Source organism: Ilumatobacter fluminis (genome assembly GCF_004364865.1).
GTDB classification, from domain to species: domain Bacteria; phylum Actinomycetota; class Acidimicrobiia; order Acidimicrobiales; family Ilumatobacteraceae; genus Ilumatobacter; species Ilumatobacter fluminis.
The window spans coordinates 3,706,182-3,719,404 of record NZ_SOAU01000001.1; the positions used below are offsets into that span (position 1 = coordinate 3,706,182).

Genomic DNA, 13,223 nt, shown 5'->3' on the forward strand with positions numbered 1-13,223 from the left:
TCCCAGATCCTGAGTTGCCATCACTCAGCTTTTCTGTATGATTGCAGACATCAGTTCCTGAGTGTTCACCACATCAGGAACCGCAACCGACCAACCCACCGCACACAACGCATCACGACAGACAGGAGAAACCACGATGATCGTCCGTCACCGCACCAGCCCCGCCGCCTTTGCCGCGCCCGCCTTCGACACCAGCGTCAACCGAGCGTTCGACCAGCTCACCAGCTCGTTCTTCGACAACCGTCGGCCATCCGGCCCGGTGGTCGACGGATCCTGGACCGACGACGAGTACGTCCTCACCGTCGACCTCCCCGGCGTCCCGGCGTCGGCCGTCTCGGTCGACGTCACGGGCACGACCCTCACGATCGCCGTCGCCACCGACGAGCTGTCGTGGAAGCGCAGCCTGCGCCTCGGCGGCCGCCTCGACCCCGACAAGGTCGGCGCCCGCCACGTCGACGGTCGCCTGACCGTCACCGTCGGCGCCTACGACACCCCCGCTCCCCGGTCGATCGAGATCTCGACCGAGATGCCGGCGATCGAGACGAGCGACACCGAGGCGATCGAGGCGTCGTCGTCCGACGAGACCGACTCGACCGACGAGTCCTGATCCCCCAGGGCGTCCGGCCCTCCCCTCACCCGGACGCCGCGATCACGATGCCCGGCCGGCCCACCGGCCGGGCATCGGCGCGTCCGGGGGCGGGTCGGCGCAGTGGGTTCAGAGGGTGGCGAACGAGGTCGGGCGGCGAAGGGCGCCGGCCAGTTCGTCGACGGCGCGTACGCGGTCACGTTCGGGGAGCACGAAGAGGAGCGACCCGTCGTGGGCCGCCGCCGCGTCGGCCGCGAACGGTACGAGGTCGAGATCGACCCCCGAGCTGCAGACGACGACCTGCGGGCCGTCGGGGCCGTCGCCGAGCGCCACGCACGGCACCGGGTCCTTGAGGTTCGTCCGCGGCACCGGCGGCGCCACGGCGTGGACCGACTCGAGCCCGACGAGTGACGGGTCGTCGACGATCCGCCATCGCACGAAACGCTCGGCACCGAGGCGGTTCAGCGGATGCTGCGGAGCGTCGACGGCGCGGTGTCGGGCGACGGTGTCGACGATGCGGGCGAGCGACTCGACCGCGGGCACGTCGCCGTGCAGCATCTGGAACGCCTCGCGGTCGTGGGCACCGACGCCGACCTCGAGTCGGGTGGTGTCGGTGTGCGGATCGTCGGCCACGCGACAGACCTCGAGACCGCGCACCTCGCCGACGAGAACACCGTGTTCGACCGACGGCTCGGCGCCGCCGTCGACGATCAGCTGACGGAACGATTCGTGATGGGCGGGCACATCGGGCGCGTCGGGCAGCGGCTCGGCGAGCGCCGGCAACAGGGCGCGGCCGTCGGCGTGCCACACCTCGACGGGCATCTCGAACGCTCCCGCGCGTCGGGCCAGTTGACCGGTGGCCGACTCTGCCACCACGTGCACGCCGTTGGCGCCATTGCGCATCGCCCACAGCAGGGCGGCACCGAGGCGCCCGCCGGGTTGGTCGTCGAGCAGGACCCAGGCGTCGCCGTCGGCGAGGAGCGCGGCACCCGGGGCGAACTCGCTCGCCTCCGGCACCTCGTCGACGCCGAGGTGGTCACGCACCAGGGCGCGCAGCTTCAGTCCGTTGAGTCGGCTCCTCCGGGCGGCATCGTCCTCGCTCACCGCAACGACGGTATCGGCGGCTGCCCGGCAGGCGGCGCGCGATGTGTCAGGGCACGAAGTAGCCGAGCACGTCGGCGACGAGGTCGCAGCCGGCGAGCGGATTGGCGAGGGAGACCGATTGCTGCTCTCCGACCCGGCAGATGACCAGGTTCGCGATCGTCTGCCCGGCGACCACGTTGAGATTCGAGGTCGAGGGCTCGGAACCGCCGCGAGGCCACACCGACACGTGGGAGGCACCGGCGACCTTGGTCGCGGTGACGTTCAACACGACGGCGGTCGCCGCAGCCGGCACGCCCTTGAGACCGGCGACCTGGAGATCGACGCGTCGCCCCGGGCCGAGTGGTCGCTTCGGTGCACCCGTGCCGTCGCGGGTGTCGAGCAGGCGTCGGGGCGCCATCGTGATCAATCGCTCGCCACCGTCGGCGAAATAGCCGAAGACGTCACCGACGACGTGCGTCGAGGCACCGGTGGCGTCCATGCGGAGCTTGCCGCCGTCGCCGAGCTCGCAGATCACGAGGTTCGGGACGACGTCGCCGGCGGCGAAGTTGACGTTCGACGTGGTCGCGGGCGTGCGCCCGGTCGGTGTGACCCGGAGGTGTCCTGGCTGATCGGGGTTGACGGCGGTGACGTTCACGACGACGGCCGTGGCGCCCGTCTTCGGGACCCCGGCCTTGCCGGCGACCTGCACGTCGACGGCCACGCCCGGGGCGAGTGCCCCGCGTCGCATGCCGGTGCCGTTGCGGGAGTCGAACAGGCGCTTCGGTGCGGTCGGGTTGAACTTCGCCCCGCCGTTCGAGCGACCGTCGGTGTAGCCGAAGACGTCGACGAGGCAGTGGGTCTGGCCGTTCGAGTTGTAGATCTCGATGTAGCCGTCGTCGCCGACCGCCATGGCGACGAGGTTCGGGACGGGCCGCCCGGGAACGGCGTTGAGGTTCGATGTCTCCGGTCGGTCGACGCGGCCGGGGTACACCGTGAAGTGCATCGGCTGCGTCGGCCGCACCGCGGTCACGTTGGCGATCACGGCGGTCAACCCGGTGGCCGGGAGTCCGGCGGCGCCGGCGACCTTCACCCGGATGCGCTGACCGGGTCCGATCGGCTGACGGGGAGCACCGATGCCCTCGCGGGTATCGACGATGCGCACCGGCGAGACCGGGTGGAAGAACGACTTCCCGGTGGGGACCGGAGTCGGCGACGGGCTGGGGGTGACGGTGCCGCCGTCTCCGAGCACGATGCCGTTGGGCGGCGTCGACCCGGGAGGACCGTGGAACAGCCCCAGCTGTTCGAAGTTGCCCCCGAGCACGTCCGACGAGCCGCCGCCCATCCAACCGTCGAGGATCGAGGCGTAGTACGAGCGGAAGTCGACGTGGTGGGCCATCCGGTCCCACCGACGGAGGTTGGCCAGCGACGGCTGCTGCCCGTACAGGCCGCCCTTCACGTTCGCGCCGATCACGAAGTGCGGCGCCGAGGTCCCGTGGTCGGTCCCGGCGCCGTCGTTGTCCCACGGGGTGCGGCCGAACTCGGAGAAGGTCATGACGGTCACCCGGCTCGCCCATGCCGGATCGAGCACGGCGAAGAAGCGGCTGATGGCGGCGTCGAGTTCGGCCATGCGGTCGGCGTGCTGCCCTGGCTGGCCGGCATGGCTGTCGAAGTCGCCCCACCCGGCCGTGACGACGCGGAACCCGAGGTTGGCGTTGACGAGGCGGGCGGCGACCTCGAGCTTGGCGACGATCTCGGCGTCGGGGAGCTGGTCCTCGTCGGGGATGACGGGGGCCAGGGTGCGAGCCAGGTCGAGCTGGTCGACGAAGGCCTGTCCGACGGGTGCACGCCAGCCGGCGCCTGCACCGCCGGCCATCGCACGGATCGCGGCGTACTGACGCTCGGAGCGGGCGTCGGTGGCGCTGCCGTAGCCGGGCCGGGACGCGCCGACCACGGTGCCCTTCTTGTGGTTGCCGACGAGGTGGAGCGGCACCGACGTGCCGACCTCGGCCGCGGCGTAGAGGTCGTTCGTGCCGCCGAGGTAGCCGTCGAGCCATCGGCCCATCCACCCGCTCGACGGGAGCGCATTCGGGCGGCCCGCCATCCAGTACGCCATCGAGTTGAAGTGCGACAGGTCGGGGTTCGCGTAGCCGATGCCCTGCACGACGGCCAGGTGGCCGTCGTCCCACGCCCGCTTCAGCGTCGGCAGGTTCCCGTTGAGGCCCTGCGACGAGTTCAGGCGGAGTGTCTGGTTCGCCGGGATCGCCAGGCCACCGTGCATCTCGGCGTAGTTCGGGTCGGTGAACGGAACGACGGTGTTGAGCCCGTCGTTGCCGCCGTACATGCCGATGATGACGAGCACACCGTCGTCGGCGCCGATCGGCCCGGCGGCCCAGGCGCTCGGGTCGTGGCCGAAGGCGTGGTCGAGCAGCGATCCGCTGCCACCGGCGACGACGCCGGCGCCGACCCCCATGCCGACGAGGCGCAGGAAACGACGACGGTCGAGCGCCGCGGCGGTCGGTTCTTCGTCGAACGACAGGTGACGCAGGGCGTCGGCGGTGGAGATGTCGGGGTCGAGCATGGTTCAGGCCAGATGGAAATCGGGGGCGACGAGGATCAGGGCGAGGAGGTCGGCTCGTTCCCACCGTTCCGACGCAGTTGAATAGGCGACGAGCGCATCGCGACTCGCCGACGAGTAGGACAGGTGCATCAGCTCGAGGAATCGATCGACGAGATCGGCGGGGCGGTCCCGATACGTCTCGTAGACCTCGGTCTTCGAGATGGTCCCGCCGGCGAGGTGGATGAGCTCGTCACCGTCCCAGTACCCGCGCATCGACTGCCATGCAGAACGACGCGCCGACTCGGTTCGCTTCGCCATGGCAGACGCGTTGACCCAGTAGCCATTGTGCTTCCACCCCGACACGTTGGGTGGGAACAGCGGGCGCTGCCCCATTCCCTCCATCAGCCAGAGCGGCGTACCGACCTCCGACCGCTGGCCCGTGGCGACGAGTGACGCCACGACGAACTCGACGGGCGTTCGCACTCGCCCGCTCGACACGTCGCTCGCATAGAACGCGTCGGACAGCAGCAGCGCTCGGAGCCAGGGTCGGATCTCGAAATCGTTGGCGAGCGCCACGTCCCGGAGGTGCGACAGCGTGGCCGGCGGGATGGGCGTTCCGGCGAACTCGGCCCACAGCTTCTTCGAGACGAACTCTGCTGCGACCGCACGGGTCTGACGTCCGGTGTTCGGCCCGACGGGCACCTGCCCGGCGCCGAGGACGACCTCGATCGTCTCCGCCCCGTGCAGCTTCGGGTCGCCGCCTTGGTTGATCGTCCGGCCGAGGTACTGCTTCGCCGAGCCGTCGTGCCAGTCGGCCCGCCAGACGTACTGGTCGGTGTCCCACTGGTCGGTGTGGCCGGTCCAGGCGGCGGTACTCGCCTCGACGTCGGCCTCGGTGTAGTTGCCGACGCCGAGCAGGAAGAGTTCCATCAGCTCGCGGGCGAAGTTCTGGTTCGGCGAGGTCGCCTTGTTCTGGTTGTTGTCGAGGTAGCGCAGCATTGCGACCTGGGTCGACATGGCGATGGCGAGGTCGCGTAGATTGCCGAGTCCGTCCGTGCGGAACAGGTCGATCTGCTCGCGCATCAGGGCGGCCGATCCGGCCTTGGTCAGGTCGGAGCAGAAGTGGCCGTGCCAGAAGAACGCCATCTTCTCCTGGAGCGGTTTCGGCGAGTCGTGCGCCATGCGGTCGAGCCAGAAGTGGGTCAGCTCGACACCGCGCTCCCAGTTCTCGGACGCAGTCAGAGACGCCGTCCCCGGGTTCACCGGCACGTCGAGGACGTTGTCGACGGCCTGGGCGAGGGTCAGCGGCGTCAGTTGGGCCACGCGGTCGGGGCGCGCCACGAACTCGGTCCGGCGCAGGAGGTGCTCGATCTGGGCGGTGTCGGCCATACGGTTCTCTCGACGTGTCTCTTCGTGTATCGACGGCCGCCCGACCGTGCTTGAGTCACTCGGGCCAGTTTGACCCAATCCTGAGGACTGTCGCGATCGCCCCGAAAACGACGACACCGCCCCGGTGGGACCGGGGCGGTGTCGGCTCAGTTCGTTCGACGTGGATGCGGCGCTCGGGCCGCTGGCATCACTTCTTGTCGCGACGGCCGTAGCGCTTGTTGAAGCGCTCGACGCGGCCACCACTGTCGACCAGCTTCTGCTTGCCGGTGTAGAAGGGGTGGCACTCGTTGCACAGCTCGAGCAGCTGCTCGCCGGGGCTGGTCGACTTGGTCGTGAAGGTGTTGCCGCACGAGCACTTCACCGTGACGTCGGCGTACGTGGGGTGGATATCGGTCTGCATGATGCGAACTCCTGAGAAATCGGACGGTTGAGCTTACCGGAGAGAAACCCGACGCGCTCCCGGCGCATTCCCACCGAACAGAAGGGGTCAGGCACCTTCTGTTCGCTGCGCCGGGACGTGAAGCCACCGACATCGGAACAGAAGGTGCCTGGCTGGATTCCAGTGGTCAGTGCAACACGAGTTGGTCGAAGACTTCTAATGGTGTCAGGAAGCTGTGGCGTTTGCGTGGCCGGTTGTTGAGTTTGTGAGCGATCGCGTCGAGTTGTTCTTGGCTGAACTGGGACAGGTCACTGTCTCTGGGTAGGTATTGGCGTAGCAGCCCGTTGATGTTTTCGTTGCTGCCTCGTTGCCAGGGAGCGTGCGGGTCGCAGAAGTACACCTTCATGTCGGTGGCCATCGTGAACCGGCGGTGAGCAGCCATTTCGGTGCCGCGATCCCAGGTGAGTGTTCCCTGCAGCACGGCCGGCAGGGTTCGGACACGTGCTGCGATCGCGTCCGCGACGTGATCGGCTTGTTTGGTGCCAAGTTTGGACAGCATCACGAGTCCGGTGGTGCGCTCCACGAGCGTGCCGACCTGGGAGCCGTTGTTGCGACCCATGATCAGATCGCCTTCCCAATGGCCAGGCACCAGACGGTCCTCGATGTCGTCGGGACGTTCCGCGATCGACACCAGGTCCGGGATCGAGGACTGGTCCCGGTTCCGAGCCGTGACCGGGCGGGCCCGGCGATGCTGACGTTGAGTACGTAGACACGCAGCGAGTTCTTTACGGAGCCCGCCCCGACCATGCACATACAACGCTCGATAGATCGTTTCGGGGGACACTCGCATCGTCTCGTCGTCGGGAAACTCGAGCACCAGCCTGGCACTGATCTGTTCCGGCGACCACTGCTCGAGATCAAGCCAGCACGCAACCACCATCGCCAGCAACGGGAACTGCTCGAACTTGAACAACTTCGGTCGCTTCGCACGCTGCTGAGCGGCCAGATGCGCAGCAACCGCCCGATACTCGTCGCGGCCACCGTTGTTGTTGATCTCACGGCCCACCGTTGAACGATGCCGATCAATCCGACGCGCGATCTCAGCGTTGGAAACCCCTTCCACGATCCCACGAGAGATCTCTTCCCGGCCGGTCAACGTCAACCGGCTCACTGATGTGTCACGAACCTGTTTCTCCACCTCGGGATCATGAGCAATCCGACGCACCGTTGTCGAAGACAACCCGAACCGTCGAGCCACCCCAGCTTGTGTGTGACCATCGGCCACCAACAACCACACCCAACAACGAACCTCATCAGCAACACGCTGCCTCGGCATGAACACCTCCAAAAGATCAAGGTGTTGCAACGACCCTCGGAACCCAGCCTGACCCCTTCTGTTCAGGTGAGGGTTCGGTCGAGGAGGTCGACGAGCATGCGGGCGGTGGCACCCCAGATGGTCTCGTCGTCGAGCTGGAAGAAGTGCAGGACGTGGTCGGTCGGGCCCAGCTTCCAGCGTTCGCTGTGGTACGTGTCGGGTCGGGTCAGCTCGGCGAGCGGGACCCACAGCACTCGGTCGACCTCCATCGTCTGACCGGTGAGTTCCGGTCGGGCGGGGAGATCGATGGTGGCGACCTTCGGGACGATGTAGCTGCGGCTGGCGACGGTGTTGAGGTGCGACAGCTCGCCCCGGACCGCCACCCCCGCCGGTTCGAGCCCGACTTCTTCGTGGGCTTCACGGAGGGCGGCTTGGGTGGGCGTCTCGCCAGGATCGATCCGACCGCCGGGGAAGGAGATCTCGCCACGGTGGTTCCGCATCTCCCACGATCGGCGGGTGAGCAGCACTTCGGGCCCCTCGGCACCGTCGGCCAGGGTGACCAGAACGGCGGAATGCTTCGCCCCGGCGAACGCCGGCAGGAGCGGCTCGTCGACCTCGGGCACGACCGACAGCACGCGGTCGAGCGTGGTCGTCGCGCCGGGTTCCCACCGCGGGGCGGGCCCGTACTCCCAGTCGGCGGGGCGGGGAACGATCTGCTCGCCCCCGGCCCGGTACCCGGGCAGCGTCACGTCAGCCGGCGGGCGTCCAGCCCGAGGCGATCAGCTCGTCGAGGACCTCGGGCAGACCAGCGGTCTTGAGGTTCGCGAGCACCTTGCCGGGCAGCTGTTCGCCTTGCTCGAACTCTTCCCAGGCATCACGGAGCTTCTGGAGGTCGGGGGCAGGGCGCTCGAACGACATGGGGACCAGCCTACGAGCGAGGGTCCGCCGATCGTGTGCCTCCGTTTGCGTTTCGTCCGGCATTTCCCTATCGTTCGAGAAATGTCGGACGTTCCCCAATCGGTCGATGCTCGCACCGGCGTCCGCCGCGACTACGAGCTCGACGAGATGCTCGACCTCGACGAGCCGCAACAGCTCAAGGCGCTCGGCGACCCGCTCCGGCTCCTGATCTGCGACCTGGTACTCGAGCGGGCCATGTCGGTGACCGAGATCGCAGAACGGGTCGGCCGCCCCAAGGGTTCGGTCGCCTACCACGTCGACGTCCTCGTCGATGCCGGGCTGCTCCAGATCGTCCGCACCCGACAGGTGCGAGCGGTCGAAGAGCGCTTCTACGGGCGCACCGCCCTCACGTTCATGATCGAAGGCACCCCGGGCGAACTGGGATTCATCCGCGACGTCGTCGCCGAGGTCGACGGCGACCGACTCCGAGAGATCGCCGCCGCCGGCAAGGCCGACGACGAGGGGTGGGGTACGGCGACGTACCGGCACGCCCGGATCCCCCACGACCGGGTCGCCGAGTACACGCGACGCCTGCACGAGCTGTCGCTCGAGTTCGTCGAGGAGCCACGCGACGGCGACGTCGAGTTCGGCCTGTACATCGCCCTGTTCCCCACCAACCGACCGATCGGACGCTCCTGATGACGACCACCCCGAACGCGCCGGCCTCGCCCGACGACGAGATGCCGGACGAGGCGCAGCCTGTCGAGACCCCGTCGAAGAAGCTGGGGGCCAGCTACTACAAGCTGTTCACCGGCACCGTCGTCTCGAACATGGGCGACGGCATCGGCACGATCGCCTACCCGTGGCTCGCATCGGCGGTCACCCGGAACCCGATCCTCGTGGCGTTCGTCGCCGTCGCCCAGCGGTTGCCGTGGCTGCTGTTCACCCTGCCGGCCGGCGTGATCACCGACCGGGTCGATCGTCGCAAGGCGATGATCTCGATGGACGTGATGCGCGGCGCCCTGACCCTCCTGGTCGCGTTCGCCGTGCTCGGCGAACAGGACGCGCTGCCCGCACCCGACGAGCTCGAGATGGTGACGGGCACCAACACCGGCCTGTACCTGACGGTGGTCGCCGCGACCCTGCTGCTCGGCATGGCCGAAGTCCTCCGCGACAACGCGAACCAGACGATCATGCCGAACATCGTCCGAGCCGATCAGCTCGAGAAGGCCAACGGACGGGTCTGGAGCGTCGAGGGGATCATGAACCTGTTCGTCGGTCCCCCGCTCGGCTCGCTGATGCTGCTCGTCGCGTTCTCGCTGCCGTTCTTCGTCGACGCCGCCACGTTCTTCGTCGCCGCCGCGCTCGTGTTCCTCATCCCGGGCTCGTTCCGGGCCGAGCGCGAGCCCGACGAACAGCCGCAGTCGTTCCGCCAGGAGCTGAGCGAGGGCGTGCGCTGGCTGATGGGACACTCGTTGCTCAGGCCGATGGCGATCATCCTCGGCCTCATGAACGGCGCCTCGATGATCGCCGGGTCGGTGATGGTCCTCTACGCACAGGACGTGCTGGGGATCGGCCCGTTCCTGTTCACGGTCATGTTCTTCGGGATGGCCGTCGGCGGGTTCGTCGGCGGCAACATCGCCTCGATCATCTCGAAGCGCCTCGGCAGCGGCACCTGTCTGGCGTTGACCCTGGTCGGCACGGCGGTGGTGTCGACCATCGTCTTCTTCCTGCCGTACTGGCCCGTCGTCATGGTCGGGATGGGCTTGGTGGCGTTGCTCGGGATCCTCTGGAACGTGATCACGGTCAGCCTGCGCCAGACGATCATCCCGCCACGACTGCTGGGCCGCGTCAACAGCGTCTACCGGTTCTTCGCCTGGGGGATGATCCCGATCGGGGCCGCCGTGGGCGGTGTGCTCGTGTGGGCGCTCGAGCCGAGCGTCGGCCGCGAGTGGGCGTTGCGGTCGACGTGGCTCGCCGAGGCCGCCGTCTACCTCGTGCTCTACCTCTTCGGCCGCCGCAAGCTGACGACCGAGAAACTCGAAGCCGCCCGGCAGGCCGCGCTCACCTGACCGTCGGTCGCTGCCGGTCGGCGATGCCACTCTCGAGCATCTGCATGCGGCGCGCGACGAGTGCAACGAACGCTCGCTGCCGTCCTGCAGCAAGATGGAGCGATGCCGAGGGTGCTCGTGACAGGTTCGTCGGGCCAAGTCGGCGGCGCTGTCGCACGACGGCTCGAGGCCGCTGGCTGGTCCGTGGTCCGCTTCGACGTGGCAGACGGACACGACGTTCGAGACGCGACCCAGGTCAGCGATGCCGCCGACGGGTGCGACGCGATCGTGCACGCAGCTGCGATCGCCCACGACTCGGCGGGGACACCCGACGAGATCATGGCAACGAACGTGCTCGGAACCTGGCACGTGTTGTCCGCGGCCGAGGAACATGGCGTTCGAAAGGTCGTGTACTTCTCATCGGGCCAGGTGTTCGGATGCGCCGAAGGCGAAGGCGTCCCCGACTCACTCCCCATCGACGACCACCATCCGCTTCGGGTCGCACGTCCCTACGGCATGTCGAAACGTCTCGCTGAGGAGATGTGCGAGATCTGGACGAGGCGAACTGCCGTGCCCACGGTGGTCTTGCGGCCGGTCATGATCCTCGACGACGCCGCATCGGCCCGCTCTTCGCCGGCCGACCTGGAATACGGCGCGTTCGTCCACCTCGACGACGTCGTGTCCGCGACGCAGCTCGCCCTTGCGACGCACCTCGATGGACACGTACGCATGTTGCTCTGCGGACCGGGCGACTTCGACTCGACGGTCGCTCGTCAGACGCTCGGCTGGCGCCCTCAACACGGTTGGCCGGACGTGCGGTGACCGTTCCGTCGCAGACACACGGCGGCGCGGCGGTCGAGGAATTTCTGGGATTTCTTCGTCGGGAAGGCCTGGGATCAGGAAACCCTGTCACACCCCTTCGTCATGATGGGGTGTATGAGTTCTCCCGACCCCGCAGCCGAGTTGACCGCGATCTTCGCCGTCGATGTCGCTGCGGCCGACCCGACCGAGTGCGCCACGGTGCTGGGCGCGACGCGTCGCCTGCGGGGGTTCATCGATCAGGTGGAGGCGGGTGTGACGCGTCGGATGATCGAGTTGCACGAACAGCAAGGCGCAGCACCGGCTGCCGATGTCCATGCTCGGACAGGTGGGGTGTCGTCCGCGGAGGGGAAGCGCAAGGAGCGTCGGTCGAAGACGTTGGACGAGGCGCCGTCGTTCGAAGATGCGTTGGGTGCGGGTGAGATCGGTGCCGAGCATGTCGATGCGTTGGCGAACGCCACGGCGAAGCTCGACGATGACGTGAAGGATCAGCTGTTCGACCGTGAAGACGATCTGTTGGATGATGCGAGGCGTTTGTCGCCGGAGGAGTTCGGTCGATCGGTACGTGATCTGGCTCGGGTGATCGAGCGCGACAACGGCATCGAGCGTGCGACGAGGCAGCGCAAGGAGACGTTTCTGTCGCGCAAGACGAACGCGGCGACGGGGATGGTGGAGGGACGATTCGCGTTCCACCCCGAACTCGCCTCGAAGGTGTTCGGTCCGGTCGATCGTCATGTCGGCACCCTGATCGCGGAGGGCGCAGCGGCGGGCGATGCGGAATGTCGGGGCCGCAGTGTGGATCGGAACCGGTTGGCTGCCGAAGCACTCGGTGATCTCGTCGCAGCCGGGAACCAGCATCTGCACCCTGGAACCGGTGATGTGACGTTGATCGCGGATGCTGACACGGTCGCCTCCGGTGATCTTGGTGATGAGTCGGTGTGTGAGACCGCCGACGGTTGTGGTGTGGCGCCGGCGACGGTGCAGCGCACGATGTGCAACGCACGAGTCACGGTCGTGTTCGTCGACGAACACGGTGTGCCAATCTCGGCGGGGCGCACCGCACGCCACGCGAACCGTGCCCAACGCAGGGCGCTACGGGCCATGTACCGCACCTGCGGGTTCGCCGGCTGTGACGTTCCGTTCGATCGGTGCGAGATGCACCACATCGTCCCGTGGGAACAAGGCGGACCAACCGATCTCGACAACATGATCCCGCTCTGCTCACGGCACCATCATGTGGTCCACGAAGGCGGCTGGGCCCTCGAACTCGCTCCGGATCGGACACTCACGATCCGTCAACCCGACGGCCAGATCTTCACCGTGAGTGAACCGGATGTGCCGCCACAGCGCCGGCGACGGTCTCGAACGGTCGACGACCCGGAACGGGTCAGGGAGCGACAACCCGCAGCGTGACGCACGCCGCCCGACCCCGAGTTCATCGACTCGAGAACCGATCGACCAGCCCCGGCCCGTGGCCGGGCGGCGGCGCGTGCTGAAGAACTCCGAACTCGGCTGGAAGCCCACCCGCGTCAGGACGTGGAGCGGCAGGTTCGACACACGTCCGAGCGTGTCCGGCGGCCTGATGGCCTGCAGCGAGCACGCGACCGAATCAGCGACGTGGAGTGGCGAGCTCGGCACGCTGCTCGAGCCGGGTCAGTCGTCTCGGTCGATCATCTTCTTGCCCGCCTTGTAGTACTCGGCGGCCTTGCGGCCGGCCGTCGTCCCGATGTCCTCGCTCCGCTGACTGCCCTGTGCGGCACGACGCTGCTTGCGCTCGGCCCGGGTGCCCCAGTCGGTGTACCACCACGAGAAGGCCAGCGGGACGACGATGCCGATGAGTGCGAGCCGCCCGAGGCTCGACATCTCGACCCACGGCTGCACGGCGGCGAACACCAAGAACGCCATCACGATCACGTCGACCCAGCGGTGGATCCGGCGAGAGATCAATCGGAACGCCCCGAACGGGCCGTGCACGACGGCGGCGTTGATCACGACCACGACGCCGACCACGGCCGGCACCACCGGATGGGTGTCCTGGAACCCGAATGCGATCAGCGCGAACCCGACGACGTATTCGATGAATTGGTGGATCCAGAACGGTCGCTGAGCACGATCGGTCACCCTGCGAACCTACCCGCAGCACGGGG

13 protein-coding genes are annotated in these 13,223 nt (G+C 67.9%); 5 read left to right on the forward strand and 8 right to left on the reverse strand.

The window, feature by feature from the left end:
• Positions 1-136 precede the first annotated feature (136 nt).
• A complete protein-coding gene (locus BDK89_RS16795) occupies positions 137-607 on the forward strand; it encodes an Hsp20/alpha crystallin family protein (RefSeq protein ID WP_133870050.1) in 471 nt (156 codons plus the stop codon).
• 108 nt (positions 608-715) lie between these two features.
• On the opposite strand, the gene BDK89_RS16800 is transcribed toward BDK89_RS16795, so the two are convergent.
• From BDK89_RS16800 to BDK89_RS21865, 7 genes are all read right to left on the reverse strand, one after another.
• Positions 716-1,690: a hypothetical protein gene (locus BDK89_RS16800; RefSeq protein WP_133870051.1), complete on the reverse strand. Its 975-nt coding sequence runs from the start codon at positions 1,688-1,690 to the stop codon at positions 716-718.
• A 46-nt stretch (positions 1,691-1,736) separates the two neighbouring features.
• Entirely contained in the window at positions 1,737-4,247 is a 2,511-nt protein-coding gene (locus tag BDK89_RS16805) for a DUF1501 domain-containing protein (RefSeq protein WP_133870052.1), read from the reverse strand.
• Positions 4,248-4,250: 3 nt separating this feature from the next.
• Positions 4,251-5,615, reverse strand: coding sequence for a DUF1800 domain-containing protein (locus BDK89_RS16810; RefSeq protein WP_133870053.1), 1,365 nt, complete (start codon positions 5,613-5,615; stop codon positions 4,251-4,253).
• Positions 5,616-5,802: 187 nt separating this feature from the next.
• Positions 5,803-6,015, reverse strand: a complete 213-nt coding sequence (gene rpmE, locus BDK89_RS16815) for a 50S ribosomal protein L31 (protein ID WP_133870054.1) — start codon at positions 6,013-6,015, stop codon at positions 5,803-5,805.
• A 166-nt stretch (positions 6,016-6,181) separates the two neighbouring features.
• Positions 6,182-7,330 (reverse strand): IS30 family transposase, encoded by a 1,149-nt coding sequence (locus tag BDK89_RS16820; RefSeq protein ID WP_279586797.1) that lies wholly within the window; start codon positions 7,328-7,330, stop codon positions 6,182-6,184.
• A 62-nt stretch (positions 7,331-7,392) separates the two neighbouring features.
• Complete coding sequence (locus tag BDK89_RS16825) at positions 7,393-8,058, reverse strand: NUDIX hydrolase (protein ID WP_133870056.1); 666 nt, start codon at positions 8,056-8,058, stop codon at positions 7,393-7,395.
• 1 nt (position 8,059) lies between these two features.
• On the reverse strand, positions 8,060-8,227 hold the full coding sequence (locus BDK89_RS21865) for a hypothetical protein (RefSeq protein WP_166657646.1): 168 nt from the start codon (positions 8,225-8,227) through the stop codon (positions 8,060-8,062).
• An 81-nt stretch (positions 8,228-8,308) separates the two neighbouring features.
• On the opposite strand from BDK89_RS21865, the gene BDK89_RS16830 reads away from it, so the two are divergent.
• The 4 genes from BDK89_RS16830 to BDK89_RS16845 all read left to right on the forward strand — a co-directional run bounded on the left by BDK89_RS16830 (position 8,309) and on the right by BDK89_RS16845 (position 12,489).
• Positions 8,309-8,905: an ArsR/SmtB family transcription factor gene (locus BDK89_RS16830; protein WP_133870057.1), complete on the forward strand. Its 597-nt coding sequence runs from the start codon at positions 8,309-8,311 to the stop codon at positions 8,903-8,905.
• Positions 8,905-10,278, forward strand: coding sequence for an MFS transporter (locus BDK89_RS16835; protein ID WP_208294105.1), 1,374 nt, complete (start codon positions 8,905-8,907; stop codon positions 10,276-10,278). The genes BDK89_RS16830 and BDK89_RS16835 overlap by 1 nt, the downstream gene beginning before the upstream one ends.
• Before the next feature lie 60 nt (positions 10,279-10,338).
• Positions 10,339-11,079 (forward strand): NAD-dependent epimerase/dehydratase family protein, encoded by a 741-nt coding sequence (locus BDK89_RS16840; RefSeq protein WP_341785684.1) that lies wholly within the window; start codon positions 10,339-10,341, stop codon positions 11,077-11,079.
• A 114-nt stretch (positions 11,080-11,193) separates the two neighbouring features.
• A complete protein-coding gene (locus tag BDK89_RS16845) occupies positions 11,194-12,489 on the forward strand; it encodes an HNH endonuclease signature motif containing protein (RefSeq protein WP_166657647.1) in 1,296 nt (431 codons plus the stop codon).
• Positions 12,490-12,729: 240 nt separating this feature from the next.
• Here the strand turns inward: BDK89_RS16845 and BDK89_RS16850 are convergent, their stop codons facing one another.
• Complete coding sequence (locus tag BDK89_RS16850; RefSeq protein ID WP_133870060.1) at positions 12,730-13,197, reverse strand: hypothetical protein; 468 nt, start codon at positions 13,195-13,197, stop codon at positions 12,730-12,732.
• Positions 13,198-13,223 lie beyond the last annotated feature (26 nt).

Excerpts from the sequence above, each read along its gene's own strand:
- BDK89_RS16795 (WP_133870050.1), top strand. The coding sequence starts at position 137 with ATGATCGTCCGTCACCGCACCAGCCCCGCCGCCTTTGCCGCGCCCGCC.
- BDK89_RS16805 (WP_133870052.1), bottom strand. The coding sequence starts at position 4,247 with ATGCTCGACCCCGACATCTCCACCGCCGACGCCCTGCGTCACCTGTCG.
- BDK89_RS16810 (WP_133870053.1), bottom strand. The coding sequence starts at position 5,615 with ATGGCCGACACCGCCCAGATCGAGCACCTCCTGCGCCGGACCGAGTTC.
- rpmE (WP_133870054.1), bottom strand. The coding sequence starts at position 6,015 with ATGCAGACCGATATCCACCCCACGTACGCCGACGTCACGGTGAAGTGC.
- BDK89_RS16820 (WP_279586797.1), bottom strand. The coding sequence starts at position 7,330 with ATGCCGAGGCAGCGTGTTGCTGATGAGGTTCGTTGTTGGGTGTGGTTG.
- BDK89_RS21865 (WP_166657646.1), bottom strand. The coding sequence starts at position 8,227 with ATGTCGTTCGAGCGCCCTGCCCCCGACCTCCAGAAGCTCCGTGATGCC.
- BDK89_RS16830 (WP_133870057.1), top strand. The coding sequence starts at position 8,309 with ATGTCGGACGTTCCCCAATCGGTCGATGCTCGCACCGGCGTCCGCCGC.
- BDK89_RS16835 (WP_208294105.1), top strand. The coding sequence starts at position 8,905 with ATGACGACCACCCCGAACGCGCCGGCCTCGCCCGACGACGAGATGCCG.
- BDK89_RS16845 (WP_166657647.1), top strand. The coding sequence starts at position 11,194 with ATGAGTTCTCCCGACCCCGCAGCCGAGTTGACCGCGATCTTCGCCGTC.